At 62.0% G+C, this 19,633-nt stretch carries 15 protein-coding genes; 7 read left to right on the top strand and 8 right to left on the bottom strand.

Annotated features, from left to right (window positions below):
- Positions 1–146: 146 nt before the first annotated feature.
- Positions 147–3,161, top strand: a complete 3,015-nt coding sequence (locus E8L22_RS02555; protein WP_136523705.1) for an ATP-binding protein — start codon at positions 147–149, stop codon at positions 3,159–3,161.
- Between the two features lie 24 nt (positions 3,162–3,185).
- On the opposite strand, the gene E8L22_RS02550 is transcribed toward E8L22_RS02555, so the two are convergent.
- From E8L22_RS02550 to E8L22_RS02525, 6 genes are all read right to left on the bottom strand, one after another.
- Positions 3,186–3,806: a class I SAM-dependent methyltransferase gene (locus E8L22_RS02550; protein WP_136523704.1), complete on the bottom strand. Its 621-nt coding sequence runs from the start codon at positions 3,804–3,806 to the stop codon at positions 3,186–3,188.
- Between the two features lie 94 nt (positions 3,807–3,900).
- Positions 3,901–4,821 (bottom strand): AEC family transporter, encoded by a 921-nt coding sequence (locus tag E8L22_RS02545; protein WP_136523703.1) that lies wholly within the window; start codon positions 4,819–4,821, stop codon positions 3,901–3,903.
- Between the two features lie 72 nt (positions 4,822–4,893).
- Positions 4,894–5,790, bottom strand: coding sequence for a LysR family transcriptional regulator (locus E8L22_RS02540; protein WP_136523702.1), 897 nt, complete (start codon positions 5,788–5,790; stop codon positions 4,894–4,896).
- A 22-nt stretch (positions 5,791–5,812) separates the two neighbouring features.
- Positions 5,813–6,160, bottom strand: coding sequence for a helix-turn-helix domain-containing protein (locus E8L22_RS02535; protein WP_136523701.1), 348 nt, complete (start codon positions 6,158–6,160; stop codon positions 5,813–5,815).
- The gene (locus tag E8L22_RS02530; RefSeq protein WP_136523700.1) at positions 6,144–6,404 is read right to left on the bottom strand and encodes a type II toxin-antitoxin system RelE family toxin; all 261 of its coding nucleotides are present in this window, start codon (positions 6,402–6,404) and stop codon (positions 6,144–6,146) included. The genes E8L22_RS02535 and E8L22_RS02530 overlap by 17 nt, the downstream gene beginning before the upstream one ends.
- A gap of 48 nt (positions 6,405–6,452) precedes the next feature.
- A complete protein-coding gene (locus tag E8L22_RS02525) occupies positions 6,453–7,592 on the bottom strand; it encodes a PQQ-dependent sugar dehydrogenase (protein WP_136523699.1) in 1,140 nt (379 codons plus the stop codon).
- A gap of 173 nt (positions 7,593–7,765) precedes the next feature.
- Here E8L22_RS02525 and E8L22_RS02520 point away from each other — a divergent pair, with 173 nt between their 5' ends.
- The gene (locus E8L22_RS02520; RefSeq protein WP_136523698.1) at positions 7,766–8,002 is read left to right on the top strand and encodes a hypothetical protein; all 237 of its coding nucleotides are present in this window, start codon (positions 7,766–7,768) and stop codon (positions 8,000–8,002) included.
- A 95-nt stretch (positions 8,003–8,097) separates the two neighbouring features.
- Here E8L22_RS02520 and E8L22_RS02515 read toward each other — a convergent pair whose 3' ends face one another.
- Positions 8,098–11,700: a DUF748 domain-containing protein gene (locus tag E8L22_RS02515; protein WP_246044526.1), complete on the bottom strand. Its 3,603-nt coding sequence runs from the start codon at positions 11,698–11,700 to the stop codon at positions 8,098–8,100.
- A gap of 209 nt (positions 11,701–11,909) precedes the next feature.
- On the opposite strand from E8L22_RS02515, the gene E8L22_RS02510 reads away from it, so the two are divergent.
- Both E8L22_RS02510 and E8L22_RS02505 read left to right on the top strand, forming a co-directional pair.
- Positions 11,910–12,647, top strand: a complete 738-nt coding sequence (locus E8L22_RS02510) for a sulfite exporter TauE/SafE family protein (RefSeq protein WP_162604767.1) — start codon at positions 11,910–11,912, stop codon at positions 12,645–12,647.
- Positions 12,648–12,673: 26 nt separating this feature from the next.
- Positions 12,674–13,189 carry a GNAT family N-acetyltransferase gene (locus tag E8L22_RS02505; protein WP_246044523.1) on the top strand — a complete coding sequence of 172 codons (516 nt, stop codon included), beginning with the start codon at positions 12,674–12,676 and terminating at the stop codon, positions 13,187–13,189.
- A 30-nt stretch (positions 13,190–13,219) separates the two neighbouring features.
- Here E8L22_RS02505 and E8L22_RS02500 read toward each other — a convergent pair whose 3' ends face one another.
- Complete coding sequence (locus E8L22_RS02500) at positions 13,220–15,280, bottom strand: tetratricopeptide repeat protein (RefSeq protein ID WP_162604766.1); 2,061 nt, start codon at positions 15,278–15,280, stop codon at positions 13,220–13,222.
- Between the two features lie 478 nt (positions 15,281–15,758).
- Between E8L22_RS02500 and E8L22_RS02495 the strand changes: the two genes are divergently transcribed.
- The 3 genes from E8L22_RS02495 (at position 15,759) to E8L22_RS02485 (ending at position 19,595) form a co-directional block, all read left to right on the top strand.
- Positions 15,759–17,510, top strand: coding sequence for a flavocytochrome c (locus E8L22_RS02495; protein WP_136523695.1), 1,752 nt, complete (start codon positions 15,759–15,761; stop codon positions 17,508–17,510).
- Positions 17,511–17,602: 92 nt separating this feature from the next.
- The gene (locus tag E8L22_RS02490) at positions 17,603–18,871 is read left to right on the top strand and encodes an MFS transporter (RefSeq protein ID WP_136523694.1); all 1,269 of its coding nucleotides are present in this window, start codon (positions 17,603–17,605) and stop codon (positions 18,869–18,871) included.
- Between the two features lie 103 nt (positions 18,872–18,974).
- Positions 18,975–19,595 carry a DUF922 domain-containing protein gene (locus tag E8L22_RS02485; protein WP_136523693.1) on the top strand — a complete coding sequence of 207 codons (621 nt, stop codon included), beginning with the start codon at positions 18,975–18,977 and terminating at the stop codon, positions 19,593–19,595.
- The last annotated feature ends 38 nt before the right edge of the window (positions 19,596–19,633 follow it).

The following is a 19,633-nucleotide window of genomic DNA, read 5'->3' as shown; positions in this document are numbered from 1 at the left end:
GGCTCTAATTGCTCAAAAGCGTGAAGATGTGATAACTGGCAATCCTATGTTCGGATTGTCACGTTCAGCAGCCAGGCAATTTCTGCTAAGCTGACACAGCATTTGGCCGATGTTTATAGTAACCACTGTGCGCCGAGAGAAGTCACATGACTCGTTCTTCCACACTTTCCACCCGTTTCCTGCTGCTGCTTATCACCTTCGTCGTAGCCCTGCCGGCTGCGGGCGTCATCATTTACTCCGGGATACAGTTCCGCAACGCCATGATAGACGATGCCGGGAAGGAGACGCTGCGCGTTACCGAAAGGATCGGGGCCGAACAGCGAAACCTCGTGGTGGCGGCTGAGCAACTCATGACCTCGCTGGCGCAACTCCCCGAGGTAAAGGCGCGTGACGCGGCTCGGGTGGAGCCGATCCTAAAAGAGCTGCGCAAGTTGAACCCGATGTACGGCAACATCATCGTTGCGGATCGGCAGGGACGGGTCTGGGCAACCGCTATGCCGATGCGCCAGCAACTGATCACCTCAGACCGCCGCTTTTTCAGAGCTGCCTTGGCCAGTGGCAGACTTTCCTCGGGCGAGTACGTGGTAAGCAGGATCACGACGAGGCCCATCTTCAACCTCGGCTACCCGCTCAAGGACGAGAAAGGGGCGGTGGTCGGCGTCATCAGCGTCACCCTCAATATCGAGAACTACCGGTCCCTGCTGCAGCAGATGCACCTGCCGGTAGGGACCAGCTTCGTGATACTGGACCACAAGGGGGTCATTCTCGCCAGGGGGATAGACCCGGAACACTACCTCGGCAAACCCTACCCCGCAGATGCCTTCAAGAAACTCCAGGAGGGCCCCGACCGTGGGACCCACATCAGAGTCGGGCTCCAGGGGGACAAGCGCATCATCTCCTACCTCAAGCTTTGGCTTCCCGGCGAAAACACCCCTTACATGTACGTCACCGCCGGAATACCGATCGAGGCGGCCACGCGTAACGCAGACCGCTCGCTTGCCTACAGCATGACTTTGCTGTCGTCGTTTCTGCTCCTTGCGTGCCTCGCGGCCATCTTCATCGGCAAGCGCTGTCTGGGCGACCGCATCAAGATCCTCGAGGAAGCCTCCAGGCGGCTGGCCGATGGGGAGACGGGTATGAAGGTATCCGACCTGGTGCATGGGGGGGAGCTTGGCGGGCTCGCCCGCACCTTCGACTTCATGGCGGAACAGCTGCGTGCCAGGGAGGACGCGCTCGCGCGCAGCGAGGCCTTCATGAACACCATCATCGAGACGGAACCCGAATGCGTAAAGATGCTCGACTCGGAGGGGCGCCTGCAGATGATGAACCGCGCGGGTCTGAACATGATAGATGCCGACTCTTTTGCGCAGGTACAGGGGAAGTGCGTTTTTGACAGGATCACCCCTGAATTCAAAGAGCCTTTCAAGGAGCTGACCCGTAACGTGTTCCGTGGCATCCCCGGCAACCTGGTTTTTCAGACCTCGGGGCTTAAAGGAAGGCGCGTCTGGCTCGACACCCATGCGGTCCCCTTCCGCGACGACCGCGGAGAGATCGTGTCGCTGCTCGGCATCACCAGGGACATCACCGAGCAGATGAAGAGCGAGGAGCAGCGCCAGGAGACCTTACTGCTCTTCGAATCGCTCCTGCAGTACTCGCCCATGGGGATCCGCATCTTTGACGGTGAATCCGGCAAATGTATCCTGCTGAACCAGGCGACTGCGGATATCGCGGGCGGTGACGTGGAGCAGATGCAGCAGCAGAACTTCCGCTCCTTGCAGTCCTGGCGGGAAAGCGGTTTGTTGGAGGCGGCCGAAACGGTTCTCGGCGACGGTATCGCGCGTGTTCACGAGGTGGAGCTGCATACGAGCTTCGGCAAGGACATCGCCATGTCGTACGTGCTTTCCCGGCTCATGATCAAGGAGAAGAAGCATCTCCTCGTGGTCGGACGTGATGTGACCGATGAAAGGCGGCTGACCGATGACAAGAAAAAGATGGAAGCCCAGATGCTGCATGTCCAGAAACTGGAGAGCCTGGGGGTCCTGGCGGGGGGGATCGCCCACGACTTCAACAACATCCTGATGGCGATCATGGGGAACGCGGAACTGGCTCTGCTCAGGCTCCCACAGGAATCTCCCATACGGGGAAACCTGCAGAACATAGAAAAATCGTCGCAGCGGGCGGCCGACCTGGCCCAGCAGATGCTGGCGTATTCCGGCAAGGGGAGCTTTCTCATCGAGGAGGTCAACGTCAACACTCTCGTCGAGGAAATGAGGCACATGCTGGATGTCTCGATTTCGAAGAAGGTGGAGGTGCACCTTGAGCTCGCCGAGGATCTCCCCCTGGTGGAAGTCGATGCGACGCAGGTCCGCCAGGTGGTCATGAACCTCGTCATCAACGCCTCCGAAGCGATCGGCGACAACAGCGGCGTCATCTCGATCAGGACCGGCGCGCGGCGGTGCGACGCGGTAACGCTCTCGCAGCTGTGGCTAAACGACAGACTCCAGGAGGGGGAGTACGTCTATCTCGAGGTTTCCGACAACGGTTGCGGCATGGACCCTGAGACCGTCGCGAGGATATTCGATCCCTTTTTCACCACCAAGTTCACCGGGCGCGGCCTCGGGATGGCGGCGGTCCTCGGCATCGTGCGCGGCCATAAAGGGACCATACAAGTGCGCAGCACGCCGGGCGAAGGGTCAACCTTCACCGTCTTCATCCCGGCTGTCGCGGGAGAAGCGCGGCCGCAGCCGCAAGCGCAGGAAACACTCACTGCGCCGACCGGCACCGGGACCGTTCTTCTGGTGGATGACGAAGAGACCATCCGCAGTCTCGGGACGGAGATGCTGGAAACCCTCGGCTACCGCGTGTTGACTGCGGAGGACGGGGCGGCCGCCATAGATATCTTCCAACGGCAAAAGGACGACATCGCGTGCGTCATCCTTGACCTCACCATGCCGCATATGGACGGGGAGCAGGCGCTGCGCGTGCTGCGCTCCCTCGATCCGGGGGTACAGGTCCTTCTCTCCAGCGGCTTCAGCGAACAGGAAATCACCCAGAGGTTCACCGGGTGGGGCCTGACGGGATTCATCCAGAAACCCTATCGCCTAACCGATCTGAGCCGAAAGCTCCAGCTTGTTCACAACAAGGGAAGAGCCGATATCTGAGACAGGCGGTTCCCCTTGCTTTGTTCAGCGCTTCGCGGCGCTGCCGCGATAGGTGTACCCCGCAATCCTGGGCACGCCACCCATATAATCCTCGTCCATCTCCAGGATGCCGAAGCCGCCGGTCTTGAGAAGCGTCGGGATGGGGCGGTCCAGGTGGCATCCCCCGGCCGCGTGTTTCCACCATGGTGTGATCCGCTTCTGCCACTTAAAGATCGATGCGTCCGGCGCCGCGCCGTGTTCGCAGAACAAGAGCCTCCCCTGAGCCTTGAGCACGCGCCGCATTTCGGCCAGTGCTCCCTGCCAGTCCGCGATACTGCACAGGGTGAAAGTGAGCAGTACCGTGTCTACGGTCGCGTCACCAAGCGGGATCCGCGCCGCCGGCAGATCCAGCCACTCCACCTGAATTCCGCTACGCTTAACGTTTTCCGCCGCCGCCCTGCGCATCCCCGGGGACGGCTCCAGACCCCAGACGCGACTCACCTTCTCTTTGTCGTAAAACGGCAGGTTCAGCGCCGTTCCCATCCCCACTTCCAGGACGTCGCCTTGCGCCTGAGGGACGATCAGCGCCCGCTGACGTGCCAGCGGCTTCATGCCGCAGACGCAGTTGGTGAGGTGTGGCAGGCAGTGCTCATTGTAGATGTCCATCTTGGTACCTCTCGCTTCTCGATCATGGGTGCATAACCCGGAAGCGCCTCAGTTGCAACACATTTATTACCACGACCACGGACTTCTAGAGGGGCTAAGTGAGTATCCAGATGGTGAGCGGGAGCGTTAGGAAGGAGAGGCAGGTCTGGGCGGTGATGATGGCCGCCATGCTGTCATGGTCGCCACCCATCTGCCGCGAGAGTATGTAGGAGGCCGGTGAGGTGGGGACGCTGAAAAGAAGCAGCACGACCCCTGCGGCGGTACCGGACAGGCCGGTCGCCGAGGCGAGCTGCCAGGCGACCAACGGCTTACAGAGGAATTGTACGGTGCAGCTTGCGACGAGCGGCTGCCAGTGCAGCGCGAGGTTCCCGGCGCGGTAGGCGGCGCCTACGGCCATGAGCCCGAGCGGGAAGGCCGCCTTTCCGGCCAAAAGAAGGGTCCCGTCCAGCGCGGTGGGGAGCTTGAGTCCAGAGGCGTTGAGCGCGATACCTGCGACGCACGCGATGATGAGCGGGTTTCGTGTCAGATCCCGTCCGAGCCTTTTGAAATCGATGCCGGCGCTGCTGCTGACGGTGAGCGAGAAGGCCGAGACGCAGAGCACGTTGATGAGCACGATCATGAAGCCGGCGCCGAGGGCCGCGAGGAAGAGACCGTCCTTGCCGAACAGGCTCTCGGCGAGCGCCAGGGCGACGAAGGTATTGAAACGCACCCCTCCCTGGAAAAGCGACGTGAAGACGCCCCCTCCCATGCGCCGGTTGGCGGCTCCAAGGAGAACGACGAGGAGGGCGCTCGCGACGATGACCCCCTCGACGGTGAGCAGGATGTTGAGCCAGGGTAGCGTCCCGATCTTCTTCCCCGCCAGGCTGTGGATGAGGGCGGCGGGCATGAGCAGGAAATAGGTGAGCCTTTCGGCGGAGGGCCAGAACGAGGAGGGGAGAAACTCGCTGCGCCTGATCAGGAAGCCGACGAGGATCAGCGAGAGAACCGGTGTGAGGGCGTTGATGATGGTTGCCACGTTACTCTCCTTTACTTCGGTATGGTGAGAATAACATGGGTGATTGTTTGGCAAAAGTTGATAATTCTTGCGTTAGGCTTGAGTATTTCTTGAGGATTGGCACTCCACTTGGAGCTCGTCCAGCACCAGTTGTGTGAGCGCCAGGCGCGGGTGACGTAGTTTCTGGTACATCCCGACCCGCCTGGTCAACTGCGGGGTGCCGAACGGGGCGAGGCTGAAATGCCCCTGCGCCTTCTCGAGGCGCTGACGGTTCAACGGCACGACGGCGATGCCGAGCCCCTGCTCCACAAGGCTGATCGCCGCCTCCAGGGAGTCGAACTCCATCACCTCGCGCGGCTTTATCCCCTGCGCCAGCAAATGGGCGTCCACGAGGGCCCCGGCCCACGCGGTTTTGTCGAAGCGGACGAAGGGGTATGTCTCGAAGAGTTCCTGTACCGTGGCGGCGGCAGCACCCTGCGGGGCGACCACGAAGAAAGGCTCCTCGTCGTACGCCTGCCACCGGCAGTGCGGCGGGATGGCGAAGGGGGGCTCGGTGGTGAGCGCCGCATCGAGATCCCCCTCTTCGACCTGGCGCACGAGCTCTGCCGACAGGCTCGAGACCAGGCGCACCTGCATCTCCTCGTGTGTTTTACGCAGCCGCCCGAGTACCGCCGGTAGAGGGCCGGTGAGCACGGTGGGGACCGCCCCCAGCGTCAGCACCCCCTTGATGGTGCCCGATGGCGAGAGGTCCGCCTTGATCCCGTCGTAGATGTCGAGGATCTCGCGGACCCGCTCCACGACCAGTTTGCCGTTCATGTTGAGTTTGGGGCTGCGTCCGGTCCGCTCGAAGAGCTGCACGCCGAACTCCTCCTCCAGGTTCCTGATCTGGAGGCTGACGGCTGACTGGGTCAATCCCATCTGTTCCGCGGCGGCGGCGAAACTCCCTTTGCCGGCGACTGCTGCGAGGATGCGAAGGCTGCGCAAGGACATTTGTAACTCCAAGAACGATGGTTCAAATATGCAGTTGTTCCAATGAGATCCCCAGCGCAGCGGCTATCTTTCTAAGAGTTGCCAGCCGTGGGCGTGCGGTGGGATGCTCGAACTTCGCAACGGCGGCTTGCGATACATTCAGTCGCTTTGCGAGGTCCTCCTGCTTCAAGCCCAGTTCTTCCCGCCAAGCCCTTATCAGAGACATGTCGTGCAGCACGTGAGCTTCGACAACGGACTGGGGGATTCCTGAGGCCTGGGCTTTCTCAGCTGCCAGCATACGGCGGATGCGCTGGAACTCTTCCCATGGCACCAGCACAAAAGCTGGTTGACCTTCATGCTCTATGATTTGATATTCAGTAGGTTCGCTCATCGCGTTTTTTGATCTCCTCTATACTGACGATGTCGATTTCCTCCTGCACGTTAAGTAGTACGCGCCAGTCTCCTACCCGCATCCTGTGAGTGTACTTGTGACCGACAAGTTGCTTGACGTTTGGACAGGAAGAAAGATCTACGAGACTCCGGGCAGCCAAGACTATCCTCTGCTGCACAGAGCGGTCGCCGATCTTTTTGAGCTGTTTCACAGCCTTTGGTTGCCAGACGACTTCCATGACCATTATAACCTGATATAACCTTTGATCAACAGGAAATTGACTGCTCAGCGATCAGCGAACCCCGACCCTGTAGATGGTCCCGCTGCCGTAATCGGCGAGGTAGAGTTCGCCATCATCGTCCTCGCCGAAGGTCGAGATGGCGTAAGGCGTGTCGGCCAGAAGTTTGGTCTCCCATTTCGTACCGATCCTGCGTAGCCCCCAGATACGGCCGCTGCAGAAATCCCCGTAGAAGTAGATGCCTTGCAGCCCCTTTATCCTGCCGCGGTAGACGTAGCCGCCGGTAACGGAGCAATCCCCCTTGCCGTGACGGTAGACCGCGACCGGCATGGTGAGGCCGCTCTTCTTGCACTTGGGTTCGCGGAAGCAGCGGTCCCCTTCCATGATGTTCCAGCCGTAGTTCGCACCGGCACCGGAGCCCGCAGGCTGGAAGTTGATCTCCTCAACTTCATCCTGTCCCACGTCGGCTATGTATAGATCACCGGTGCCACGGTCGAAAGAGAAGCGCCAGGGGTTGCGCAGACCGTAGGCCCAGATCTCGTTGCCGAAGGGATTTTTCGGTAGACGGTAGGGGGCAGCGCCGGAAGCCACCTCGATGCGCAGGATCTTTCCGAGCAGGGTGTCGAGCCGCTGGCCGTTGCCGTGCGGATCGCCGCCGCTGCCGCCGTCTCCGGTGCCGACGTAGAGGAGTCCGTCCGGGCCGAAGGCGAGCTGGCCGCCGTTGTGGTTCGCGTACGGCTGCTTGATGGTCAGGATCTCCCTGCGGCTGCCGGGATCGGCCGTGTCAGCGCCTTTGCTCGCCTTGAAGCTCGCCACCACCGTGTTCCCGATGCCGGTCCGGTTGGTGTAGTTGACGAAGAAGGTCTTTTTCGAGGCGAATTCCGGGGGGAAGGCGAGACCCAGAAGGCCCTGCTCGCCGCCGGACTTCACCAGTGAGTCGATGTCGAGAAAGGGCCTCTGGAGCAGCTTGCCGTTTTTGACGATCCGGATCTTCCCTTCCTGCTCGAGTACGAAAAGCCTCTTGCTGCCGTCTTTGGCGCTGACGATCGCCGTCGGCTGCCGGAGCCCCTTTACCACCGGCGTCAGGGTTATCCTCGCAGGGAACCAGGCATCGGCGGCGCAAGCGGGAGAGGGGAGGGCGGTAAGGGTGAAGCAGAAGAGGAAGCGGATGGCGTGGTTCTTCCAACTGAGCATGGGGCACCTCCGGCGTAATCTGCGGAAAGGGCATGGAAAACTGGCAAATTATATCGGCGCGACCCTGGTTGTCCATGCGTAGCGCGGGAGCGCGGCTCATGAACTACATTTGAATTGATAAAGGTTGGGGGCGCATGTTATGCTGCGTTGCCTAAAACTCATTGGAGCGGGGAGTGGTAACATCCCTGGACCAGTGCGGGAACCTTGAATATGTCTTGGAAGAGTTTGAATTGGAGGGAGCTATGTCCACACCGCTCATCGCAGTAGCGGCTATTCTGGCTGTCTTTGCTCTGGTACTGATTCCGTTGATGATGATGAAGGGGGGCGAGGAAGAGAGCCACGCCCAGCAACAAGACCATCCCGCCCATCAAGGAAGAAGATTCACGAAGAAAAAGAAGAAGAGGAAGTAGCATGGGCCGAACCGTCCCCCCTCACCCTGACCCTCTCCCAAGGGGAGAGGAGATTGTGGAAGTCTGGGCGGAAGAGCTGGCACGTACCGGCGGGGTCACCGTGCGATGGCGTTGAACTCGACGCGGCTGCTGGTCGCCGATTCCTTCTCGGGGGCCTTGTAGATATCCCCGCTCCCCTGGAAGAGCTTCTCAGCCGGAAGCCCCCCCTTGGCCACCAGGTAATCGACTACCGCTGCCGCGCGCTCACGTGCGAGCGACTGCAGTTCGTTCTCGCCGACCACGGTGTTGGCGATGATCAGCTTCTTCATCTCGTTGTCCGGCAGGTCCTTCACCATGCCGAGGGCGTTACGCGGTTTCGGGAATTTCTCCTTCTTGTAGACCGCCTTCAGGAATTTACTGTACTCCTCCGGCGTCACCTGCACCGTCTCGCTGTTCTCTCCTTCTTTGACCTGCTGTTCCTTCACCAGGAAGAGGAACTTCTCGTTGCGCACCTTCCGCGCCAGGAGTTCCTGCCGATATCCCTCCGGGTCCCTCCCCTTGTCGACGAACCCTTTTATCTCCAGTTTGAGTGCGGGACGGTCGGCGACCACCTTGGCCAGCTGCGTCAGTTTCTTCGCCTCGTTCGCTGATAGCGCGCTGGAGCCCGCCTCGAAGCTCACCATGCTGAAATCCTGCCCGCCGCCGCCAAGCGAAGAGAGCAGGGCAAAGGGGGAGGTGGCTGCTTTTACCAACAGGTTCTTCAGCACCTGGCCGATCAGACGCCAGACGCTGAACTGGGGATCGTCGGTCCGTCCGGTGACCGGGAGGTCCAGGTGGATCTCGCCGTTGCGGTCCTTTAAAAGCGCGATGGCGAGCCTTACCGGCAGACTGGTCGCCTGGTCGCTGTCCACCTTCTTCCCGAAGGTGAACTGGTCGATGAAGACCTTGTTCTCGGAGGTGAGCTGCTTTCTCTCGATGAGGTACTTGAGATCGAGAAACAGCTTTCCCTTGTCGATGGCGTAGCCCAGGTAGGTGCCGGAGTAGGGGGTGGCCGGGGCGAGCTCGATGTCGCGGAAAGAGATCTTCAGGTCGACGAAGAGGTCGTCCCGCAGCGGGTTGAGCCTCCCGGAGATCTGCATGGGCGAATGGTTTTCCAGGTTACCGCGCAGGTCCACGTCGGCGAACTTGGAGGCTTCCGAAGTGAGCCCGCTCACCCTCCCCCCCAGGTTGTAGAAGGTGCTGTTGAAGGTCTGGGGGAGGTGGTTGTCCGTGAAGGCGAGCGTGCCGTTTTGAATCGTCACGCTCCCTACCGAGATCTGGCGCTGGCTCGCGGGAGGCGCTGCAACGGCGCCGGGTGCGGCCGCCGGTAGTGCAGCCGGAACCGCCTGTGCCGCGGGAGCCGCTGGGGCTGCCTGTGCTGTGGGTGCCGCCGGAGCTGCCGTCTGCGCTTCCGGCTCCTTCCGGACCAAGTCCTGCAGGTTGAGGGTGCCGTCCTTTCTGATGATGATGCGAGAATAGACGTCGTTCAGCGCGACCTCGCGGATGCTCAGAGTGAATGGCGCGAAGGTACCCTGGAAGGCGTCGAACTGCAGGCTCTCCCACTTGAGGAGGTCCTGGTCGCCGGTGAGGTCGATACTGTGGAAGTCGCGCACCCCGGCGTTACCTCGGAAGCTCCCCACCGCCTTGCCGTCCTTGAGGGCGAGATCGAGGTCGACCGACGTATCGAGGTTCCCGCCGATGACCGAGAAGTTGAAGCTCTCGGGGAAGTAAGGCTCGAAGTCGCTGATCGGCAGCCTGCTGATGCCGATGCTCCCACGATAGCGGAAGGGAACCGGCATGAGGGTGCCGTTCGTCCTAAGCGTGGCGCCCTTGCCGTAGGTGGTGGAAAAGCGCAGGGGAGACGGCTGGAACTTCGGCCCCTGCAGGTTTCCGAGGGTCAGGTTCGCGTTGCGCAGCGTGAAGCGGGGCGGCTCCTCGAAGGTCTTGTCGGTAAAGGAGACGTTGATTTTCTCAAGCCTTGTCTGTTTCACCACATAGGAAAACGGCCTTCCCTTCGGTTCAGCCTTGGCCTTTTTCGGCTTGGACGCGGGGGCTGGGGCGGATGGCGCCGGGAAGAGCGACATTATGGAGAGCTTCCCGTCCGCTTCCTTTGAAAGGGAGATGCTTCCTTGCGCCAGGCGGATGTCGCCTATCTCGAGGCGGTTCTCCTTTTGGCGGAAGCTTGTTCCGGATACCTGCAAAAGGGCCAGGTCGAGCCCTTCCTTTCCGTAGCGGGTGGAAAGACCGGCGACGGAGATATCCCCCTTGTTGAGCGATAACCCCTCCTCGGCCCGGTAGCCGAGTTCCGTGGTCAGGCCGAGCGTCCCCTGAAGCGGCGCGGTGAGGTAGGGGCTGAGGTAAGGCCCGATGCGCTGGATTTTGAGTCCAGTGAGGGTGATGGACGATGTGATTGCGACGGGGGAAGCGGAGAAGGTCCCCTCGGTTTTCAGCGCGGCTTCTCCGTCCGCTTTGAGGGAGAGTTGGTACGCGGCCTGGGCCCCCGGAGCGGTGCTGAAGTTTTTAGCGGCGAGGTTTATCTCGGAGATGTTGGTGTTGAAGCCCCCCTTGGGGAGCTCGTCCCGGAAGTGAACCGTCGCGTTGGACACCGCAAGGGAAGTAAGCACTACCTCGGTTTTTTCGGCAGGTTCGGCCGCTTTCGGTTTGTCACCTTCCGGCGCGGACGGAGCGAGCCGGGAGAACATCCATGCCCCTTGGCGGTCCCGCTCGACGAAGAGTTCGAGCCCCTCGGCCGTTATCGCGTCGAAGTGGAACTTCTTGGCCAGCACCTCGAGGGAGGCGGCTTTCACCTCCAGCGCAGGGACGCGTGCGAGCGGCTTCTTACCCGGAAGGTCGATGCTGACGGCGTCGAGCCTGCTCGTTCCTTTGAGTAGCAGTTCCGGTTTTTTGTCGGCCGAGATGCGGTAGGCGATGTCGAGGTCGACGGTGAGCTTGCCGGAGGTGAGGTCGACCGGGGGCTTCACCGGTGCATAGGCCAGGTACTGCGGCAGGTCGAGTCGCTTGAGTCCCACGTGAACAGAAGTCTCCAGCGACTTGCTGAGCGGCTTCAGTTTTCCCGCGAAGGTGAAGGGGGCGCCGTCCACCTGCGCCGAGATGCGCGGGTCGACGTATTTATCGGCGAGGTAGGGGCTGTTGCTGATGAAGGGGATGTCGACGTTCAGCGCCCGGACCGTATGTTTTCTCCCGCCGCCGACGATGCGGTCGTCGAAGTCGATCGATCCGTTCCTGATGCTGATGTTGTTGAGCGAGAAGCGCAGTGCGCTTTGCTTTTCCTCTTTCTTCTTCGGTTGTCTTTCCAGGATGTCGGTGAAATTGAAGCGGTTCGGCGCGTTGCGCACCAAGTTCACCGTCGGGGTGTCGAGGGTGACTTCGGAGAGGATGAGGGCCCTTCTGAAAAGGGATGACGGCGACAGGGACGCCTGAAGGCGCCGGAAAGCGATGAAGGGGTGTCCCTCTTTCTCCGCGATGGCAAAACCCTCAACCGTGGCAGTCAACGTGAAGGGGTTGAAGCGCACCGATTCGATGTGTGCCTTGCGTCCGGTGCTCTCTTGCAGAGCCTCCACTGCTTTGATCCTGACAATGGTGGGAAGGATGGCTACCATGAACAAGAGCAGGAAGACAAGGACTGCAGATGTTATGAGAATATATTTTTTGCGTGACACAAGAACCTCGCTGCAACGCGTGGAGTTGGGGAAGGCTTTTACAAAAATTATCACGTTTTGAGTCAAAGCGCACGACTGAGTGGGCGGAAAAAGCAAAGTAATAACAGAACCGCCGTGAGAGACGGATGTCGTGAGATACTTCCAGCGCCCTTTGACATTGAATGTTGCCGGCGGATGGGGTAGAAAGGAGCTGCCTCAGGGAGGGGCTCATGCGTTTTTTTATCATCCTTTCGGTTGCCTTTCTTGCCTCGCTGCTGAGCTCGATGAGCGGGGCGGGGTCGGCCATGCTGACCACGCCGGTCTGGCTCGCGCTCGGGTTTCCCCTGCCGGTCGCCATCGCCTCGAACCAGTTGAACGGGGCGGCCTGGACGCCTCTGGCGGCGCGAAACTACCTGAAGGGGCGCCCGGTGGACTGGGCGCTGCTCCGGATCATGGTCGTCTGCGGTCTCGCCGGTGCGTGGGGGGGGACCCTCATCGTGCGGGGGATCGACGCTGCTCTTTTGCAGCGGGTCATCGGCAGCATCATCCTCCTGCTCGTCGCGGTGGTGGCGTGCAACCCGGCGCTTGGGCGCAGCGAGGGGGAGCCGCTTCTGTCGCGCGGGATGACCGGCCTGCTCGCCTACCCGCTCGGCGTTTACGAGTCCTTCTTCGGTTCGGGGAACGGGCTCTTCACCTCCATGCTGCTTGCCAAGGGGCGCGGCCAGACCCTGGTCGCCTCGCTTGGCTGTTATTACGCCATCGCATTTTTCTGGAACTGCTTCGCCGTCGCCGTCTACAGCGCCGCCGGCTTTGCCGATGCCAGGCTCATGATCCCCTCGACGGTCGGCTCGGTGTTCGGTGCCTACCTGGGGTCAAGACTTGGGCGGCACAAGGGGCATGACTGGGTGCGGGGACTTTTCGTGTTGCTCGGCGGGGTGCTGGGGCTCAAGCTCGCGCTCGGGTGGTAGGGGCGCTGCCGCGCCAGGGAGGAAGATTGGAAACGGGAGAATTGACGATACGCAAGGAGCGGCCGGAGGATGCGGCCGCCATCACACGGGTGGTCGAAGCGGCCTTCCACAGCCACCCTTACAGCAACCAGACCGAGCACATCCTCGTGGAGCGGCTGCGCTCGGCGGGGGCGCTCAGCGTCTCTTTGGTGGCCGTGCTGGACGGCGCGGTGGTCGGGCACATCGCCTTTTCCCCCATCACCATCGACGGCAAGCCGTGCCGCTGGTTCGGCCTGGCGCCGGTCTCGGTGCAGCCGGAGCACCAGGGGGAGGGAATCGGCTCCATGCTGATCCGGGCGGGACTCGCAGGGCTTGAGCGCCTTGGCTGCGACGGCTGTGTCCTCTTGGGCGAGCCGGCGTACTACGGGCGCTTCGGCTTCAAGGTCCGTGACGGGCTCACCCTGCCTGGCGTTCCTCCCGAGTACTTCCTCGCGCTCCCCTTCCGCGCCGAGAACGCGGCCGGCGAGGTCGCCTACCACGACGCCTTCGAGGTCTGCGGCTGATCCATCCGGCACTGTCCCACCGCCTTCGCGTCACCCCCCTTGCGCTTTGGCGTGGTACAGGTTGTTGAGGTACTTCTGCTCCTGCGGACTAAGCTGCACCGCTTTTTCGAACGCGGAGGCCGCGTCCCTGAAACGCCCCTCATTCGCGTATATGATCCCCATGCTGTTGTAAATCTCGGGATTTTCTGGCTGCAGATCGGCCGCCGTCCGCAACTCCGCCATCCCTTCTTCCTGCTTTCCGTTCATACCGAGCGCGAAGCCGAGGTTCTTGTGCCCTTCGGCGGAGCGCGGGTCATATTTCACCGCGAGACTGAACTCCGCGATCGCCTCTTTCATCAACCCCTGGTTGGCGTAGAGCACGCCGAGGTTGTTGTGTGCGTCGGGGTATTCCGGGTCGACCTTGAGCGCCAGCTGCAGCTCGGAGCGCGCCTGGTCCGTTTTCCCCTGTTTGCTGTAGGCAACCGCCAGGTTGTAGTGCGCGTACTTGTTGTCCGGGTTCCCCTGCAGTGCGGCCCGGTACTGGCTTATCGCCTGCTCCACTCCTCCCGTCTTCTCGTAGGCCGCTCCCAGGTTCCTTAGCGCCTCCACGTTCCCCGGGTCGAGCTTCAGGGCGGTCTTCAGTTCGGCGGCTGCCTCGTCGTTGCGCCCCGCTGCGAGGAGCGCTATGGCCAGGTTGTTGTGGGGGCGCGCCTTGCCGGGTGCTTTCTCGGCACAATCCTGCCACAGACTGACCGCGCTCCCCCATACCAGGTTGCGCTGCCAGGTGGAGACGGCAAGCGCGAGGACGACAACACCGACCGCGGCGGCCGCCGCACGGGGCGCGAGCCGCGCGAGCAGGGGGGCGAGAAGCGCTGCGGCGGCACAGAAGATCCCTACCGAGGGGAGGTAGACCCTGTGCTCGAAGATGACGTCCCGGATCGGGATGACGCTCGACTCGACGCTCAGGGTGATGAAGAACCAGAAGATGCCGAACCCGGCCAGCCGCTGCAGCGGTGCGCGCGACGAGCGGCGGTACAGGTAGACCCCGGTCCCGGCCAGGGCGACGAGCAGCAGCAAGGAGAAGAAGACCCGTGGGGCGAAGAGGGTATGGAAGACGGGGTAGTCGTAGTCGAGGTTCTGCCCGACAGGGAGGAGCAAGAGCCTTAAATAGGTGACGATTACGCTGAACTGGGTGAGCAGGTAGTCACCCCGCGCGATGCTGGTCGTCTCTCGTGCGAGCCGGTCCATTTCGCCTAGCAGATCTCCGAGCGGTTTGCCCGACTGCATGAGACCGAGCGGGACGACGAGCAGGGGCGCCGCGAGCGGAAGCAGCAAGAGTAACCGCTTCCGCGACGGGGTGCCGAAGAAGGAGAACTCGTAGAGCGCGACGGTCAGGGGGAGGGTGAAGGCGATCTCCTTGGTTTTCATCGCCAGCAGGGCGCAGAGAAGAGCGCCCAGGTACCAGACGACGATACGCCCCCGTGCTCCCCCTCCGGAATTCTGCCGCAGACGCGCCAGGATATAGCAGGTGAGCGAGGCAAGGTAGAAGAGGGTGGCGAGCGAGGCGAAGCGCTGCACCACGTAGGTGATCGCCTGGGTCTGAATCGGGTGGGCGACGAAAAGGAGGGCGGCTATGAGCGGCGCGAGCGTTCCGGGAGCGATGCCGCGGTCCGCGCCTTCCGCTTCCTCCGTCGTCTTGAGGAACGGTGTCTGCTGCGTCAGGCGTACGAGGAGGAAGACGAAGGCGCCGTTCAAGAGGTGCACGGCAGTGTTGAAGATGTGGTACCCGGTGACCTCCACCCCACCCATGCTGTAGTTCAGGGCGAAGGTGAGGTACCCGATGAAGCGGCGTGGGTTGTAGCGGTAGCCGGTCCCGTCGAAGAGGAACGAGGCGAGGTTCTTGATGACCGGATTTTCCGTGATGGAGCCTTCGTCGTCGATGACGAAGGGGGCATGAAAGGTGTTGGAATAGGCCAGAAGTCCCACCAGGGCGATCAAGGCGAGCTGCAGCCACGCGCTGCCGCCCAGGATCTCAAATGGCGAGCGCCTTACCCCCGTCGCGGTACTTTGATTTTGCCGCGTCTCCTGCCTTGCTGCTCTCTCTTTCCCCATTGGAACACCTCCGCTTGAAGGGCCAGCATCACATTTCACCGCCGTGCAGCACGCGGCCCGCATTACATGCAAAAAACTGCGTATGCATATCATGTTTGCGTGTGCGCTGGCAACTGATTTGCCCCGTTGATTTGCCCCTGGTATGGGAGAAATGGGACCACGAAAAGGTATTGCCGAAGGGTATAACCATAACCCTGGGTTATACCTGTTGGTAAACATTTGAAAGTATTGGATACTTTACTAATGAGCGGTGCTCGTTCCATAACCTATGGTTATCGTTGGCCCTTCTTGCGCTCTTGAAGGCGGTGGCTAAAGTTATCATTAAATCAGCATCTTTACGGTCGGTGGTGGTGTTGGCATCGCTCGTGCTCTGTCAGAAGGCGCAGGGGCGCCCCCTTCGGGAGGGCGCTTTCCGGTAACGGTCATACCAACCGGAGGCGGGCGGTAATACGCAAACAGACGCGAAAGGAGAAAGATGATGAAATCAAGGTTGGGCATTTTGTTGGCGGCACTGTTGGTGCTGGTATCGGCTACGGTGCTTTGGGCCGGCGGTGCAGAGCCCCTGGCAAAACTGCACCAGGGGAAGGTGGCGTGCTCGGATTGCCACGGCAAGGGGAAGAAGGTCGTCGTTGACGACAGCGAGAAGGGGGTGAACAGCCGTTGCGTCGGTTGCCACGGCACCCTGGCCGAGCTTGGTGGCAAGTCCCGCGAGGAGGTGAACCCGCACCGCTCGCACCTGGGCGACATCAACTGCACCACCTGTCACCACGGCCACACCGCTTCCTGGGCCTACTGTCTTAGCTGCCATGCCTTCGATATGAAAATCCCGGGGGGAGGGGCGGTCGCGACAAAGGCTGCAGCGACGTCAAGGCAGGCCAAACGGGCCGACAAGGCGGACATCGTCGTGATCGGCGCCGGCGCCGCCGGCTTCACCGCGGCGATCACCGCCCACGATGCCGGTGCCAAGGTGATCATCATCGAGAAGCAGCCGATCACCGGAGGCAACAGCATGCTCGCGGCAGGCGGGATGAACGCGGCCGAAACCGTCTATCAGAAAGAGAAGGGGATTCCCGATTCCGTCGACCTCATGTACAAGGACACCATGACCGGCGGCGGCAACCTGAACGACCCGGCGCTCGCCATGGTGCTGGCCAAAAATTCCGCTTCGTCGGTCGACTGGCTGACCCGCCTCGGCGCTGACCTGAGCGATGTCGGCCGCATGGGGGGGGCGAGCGTGAACCGCACCCATCGCCCGAAAGGTGGCGCCGCGGTCGGCGCTCACATCACCGAGGTGCTGCGCAAAAACGCAGCCCAGCGCAACCTCGACATCCGTATCAACAGCAAGGTCGTGAAGATCCTCGAGGACAAGAAAGGGCGCGTGATCGGCGTACGGGTGGCCGGCAAACACAGCGGCGAGTACACCATCAAGGCCAAGGCGGTCATCATCGCGGCGGGCGGTTTCTCGGCCAACCCCGAGCGCGTCGCCTTCTACCGCCCCGAGTACAAAGGGATGACCACCTCGAACCAGCCCGGCGCGACCGGTGACGGCATCGAACTCGGGAACCAGGCCGGCGGCGAGCTGAAAGACATGAAGGAGATACAGATCCATCCCACCGTGGCCGCCGGAAGCCGCACCCTGATCACAGAGGCGGTACGCGGCAACGGCGCCATCCTGGTGAACCACGAAGGGAAGCGTTTCGTGAACGAGCTCACCACCCGCGACAAGTGTTCCGCCGCCATCCTCGCCCAGAAGGGGCAGTCCGCCTTCCTGGTGTTCGACGAGGGGGTACGCAAGAGCCTGAAGCAGATCGACGGCTACTTCCACCTGAACCTGGTCAGCCAGGGGGGCTCGGTGCGCGATCTCGCCGCCGCGATCAAGGTGCCTGCCGACGCGCTGGAAGCCTCCATCGCCTCCTACAACAAGGCGGTCGACGACAAAAACGACGCGGAGTTCAAGCGCCCCGACCTGCCGCGCGCCCTGCGCACCGCCGGGTATTACGCCATTGAGGTGAAACCGGGCGTGCACTACACCATGGGCGGCCTGAAGATCACCATCGGCAGCGAGGTGCTCGGCAAGGACGGCAAGGTGATCCCGGGCCTCTACGCTGCGGGAGAGGGGACCGGCGGGGTGCACGGCAAGAACCGCCTGGGGGGCAACTCCATCTCCCAGACCATCACCTTCGGCAGGATCGCGGGCGAGAATGCCGCGAAGATGGCGATGGGCAAGTAACTAAGGAATCATAAGCAGGGAGGCGCCCGCGTGGCGCCTCCCGAATCCTGCGGCCCTCCTCTCTTGGCCAGGATAGTTTCAATGAGGCAGGTATGGAGATCGCCAAACGCATTCCCCTGATCACCGACGGCAACTACCGCCTCTTCTGGACCGGGCAGGGGCTCTCCTGGCTCGGAAGCGTCATGCAGTCGGTGGCCCAGGGGTGGCTGGTCTGGTCCCTGACCGGGTCGCCGGCGCATCTGGCGCTCACGGCGGTGATGCTTTCCCTGCCGGTGCTGCTCTTCGGGGTGTTTGGTGGGGCGAGCGCGGACCGCTTCGACCGTCGCACCCTCCTCCTGGTCACACAGCTTAGCTCGATCGTCCCGAGTCTTACGCTCGGGGTGCTGGCTTTTCGAGGTGCGGCGACCACGCCGGCCATCATGGCGCTCGCCTTCTTTCAGGGAACGCTGAACGCCTTCGACGTCCCTGCGCGCCAGGCACTCCTCGCTGAGCTCGTTCCGCGCGAGCAGCTCGGTCAGGCCGTCGCCTGCAACGCGGTAGCCTTCAACGCGACCCGCCTCCTTGGCCCCGCCGCAGCGGGGTGCCTCATCGCCTCCTGCGGAGCCGCTTCCTGCTTTTTCATAAACGCCATGAGCTTTCTTGCCGGAGGGGTGACGTTACTCTTCGTGCGCGTTCCATACCACGGGGGTGAGCATCCCGTGAGGTGTCGGTCCCTGTCTGCGGCGGAACTGCGCGAAGGGGTGCGCTTTGTAATGATGCACCGGGAGATCACCCTGCTCCTCACCTCGGTGCTGCTTGTGAGCCTTCTCGCTATCCCGTTTGTTCCCCTGCTCCCGGTGTTCGCCGACTCCTTGGCTGCGGGCCCCCGGGGCCTCGGCACCATGTCCGCCTCCCTTGGCGGAGGGTCCCTGCTTGCCGCCCTCTGGCTCGCCGCCTCCGCACGGCTGCCGCAACGGCGCGACGGCCACCTGCCGGCGGGGATGCTGTTACCGCTTGCGCTGCTGCTCTTCGCGCTTTCCACGAACTATCTGCTATCCCTCGTCTCGCTCTTCACCGCTGGCGCCGCCGTCGTCATCTTCCTGGCCCGGGTGAACTGCTCTCTGCAGCAAAAATGCCCGGACCGGCTGCGCGGCCGCGTCATGGGGGCGTACACCCTGGCCCTTCTGGGCGCGGCACCCATCGGTAGCCTCCTTGTCGGCGTCATCGCCGCGTGCACCGGGGCCCAACTTGCCCTCACCCTCACCTCGTCCACCTGTGCGGCGTGTCTTGCCGTTTTGCGACTGGGCGGGCACCGGGAAAGATCCGCTGCGGCGCCGTGGGACCGCACCCTTGTCGGCAGCGACTGTGCACGCGACTGGTAAAAGGCGGAATCTCGCTTCATTGTGACACGTGTCACCCGTACCTTCTCCTCATTGGGATATCGTGGCTTCACCTTTTCATCCCAATATCGGAGTTTCCTTCCCTATGGTGCACCGTTTAACCGCCCGCGCGGCGATCGCCCTGCTTGTTTTAGCCTGCTCGTCCAATCTGTTTGCTTCGGAAGCGCCGTCCTGCGAGCTGAAGGTCCGTGAGGGGTACCGCTTTTATGAGATAAGCGGCAACAGCCTCGATCAACTGAGGGAGCAGATCAACCAGAAAGGGACCAAGTGGAGCGACGGCAAGGTCTACTCGGCCCTGACCAATTGGGACATCCATTACAAGTACCGCGTCACCAGCAACAACGGCCGCTATTCGGTACGGTCCGCGGACACGACGGTGGAGATCTGCTACTACCTCCCCCGGCTGGATGCCGACTCCTGTACGCCCGAGCTTGCCAGCCGTTGGAAGGATTACCTCACTCATCTGCAGCGTCATGAGTACGGCCACAAGGATCTGGCGGTACAGGCTGCTTCCCAGGTGAACGAGATGTTCGCCACCCTCCCCAGTTTCGGCAGCGAAGAGGAACTTGCCGCCGAGATAACGAAGCGGACTGAGGAGAAGTTCCGGCACCTCAAGGAGATCCAGATCGACTACGACCGGGACACAAGGCATGGCGAGACCCAGGGCGCCGTGCTTCTTTCCGCGGGCGGCGCTGGCGGAGCATAAAAAAAGGGCTACGGGAAATCCCGTAACCCTTCCTTCCT

The sequence above is a fragment of the Geomonas ferrireducens genome (genome assembly GCF_004917065.1).
GTDB lineage: Bacteria > Desulfobacterota > Desulfuromonadia > Geobacterales > Geobacteraceae > Geomonas > Geomonas ferrireducens.
Note: the sequence above shows the minus strand (reverse complement) of the source record. Positions and strands in the feature narration are given on the sequence as shown.

What these genes read in the sequence shown, in the direction of transcription:
- E8L22_RS02555 (WP_136523705.1), top strand. Translation starts at nt 147, where the DNA reads ATGACTCGTTCTTCCACACTTTCCACCCGTTTCCTGCTGCTGCTTATC.
- E8L22_RS02550 (WP_136523704.1), bottom strand. Translation starts at nt 3,806, where the DNA reads ATGGACATCTACAATGAGCACTGCCTGCCACACCTCACCAACTGCGTC.
- E8L22_RS02540 (WP_136523702.1), bottom strand. Translation starts at nt 5,790, where the DNA reads ATGTCCTTGCGCAGCCTTCGCATCCTCGCAGCAGTCGCCGGCAAAGGG.
- E8L22_RS02535 (WP_136523701.1), bottom strand. Translation starts at nt 6,160, where the DNA reads ATGAGCGAACCTACTGAATATCAAATCATAGAGCATGAAGGTCAACCA.
- E8L22_RS02530 (WP_136523700.1), bottom strand. Translation starts at nt 6,404, where the DNA reads ATGGTCATGGAAGTCGTCTGGCAACCAAAGGCTGTGAAACAGCTCAAA.
- E8L22_RS02525 (WP_136523699.1), bottom strand. Translation starts at nt 7,592, where the DNA reads ATGCTCAGTTGGAAGAACCACGCCATCCGCTTCCTCTTCTGCTTCACC.
- E8L22_RS02510 (WP_162604767.1), top strand. Translation starts at nt 11,910, where the DNA reads ATGCGTTTTTTTATCATCCTTTCGGTTGCCTTTCTTGCCTCGCTGCTG.
- E8L22_RS02500 (WP_162604766.1), bottom strand. Translation starts at nt 15,280, where the DNA reads ATGGGGAAAGAGAGAGCAGCAAGGCAGGAGACGCGGCAAAATCAAAGT.
- E8L22_RS02495 (WP_136523695.1), top strand. Translation starts at nt 15,759, where the DNA reads ATGAAATCAAGGTTGGGCATTTTGTTGGCGGCACTGTTGGTGCTGGTA.
- E8L22_RS02490 (WP_136523694.1), top strand. Translation starts at nt 17,603, where the DNA reads ATGGAGATCGCCAAACGCATTCCCCTGATCACCGACGGCAACTACCGC.
- E8L22_RS02485 (WP_136523693.1), top strand. Translation starts at nt 18,975, where the DNA reads ATGGTGCACCGTTTAACCGCCCGCGCGGCGATCGCCCTGCTTGTTTTA.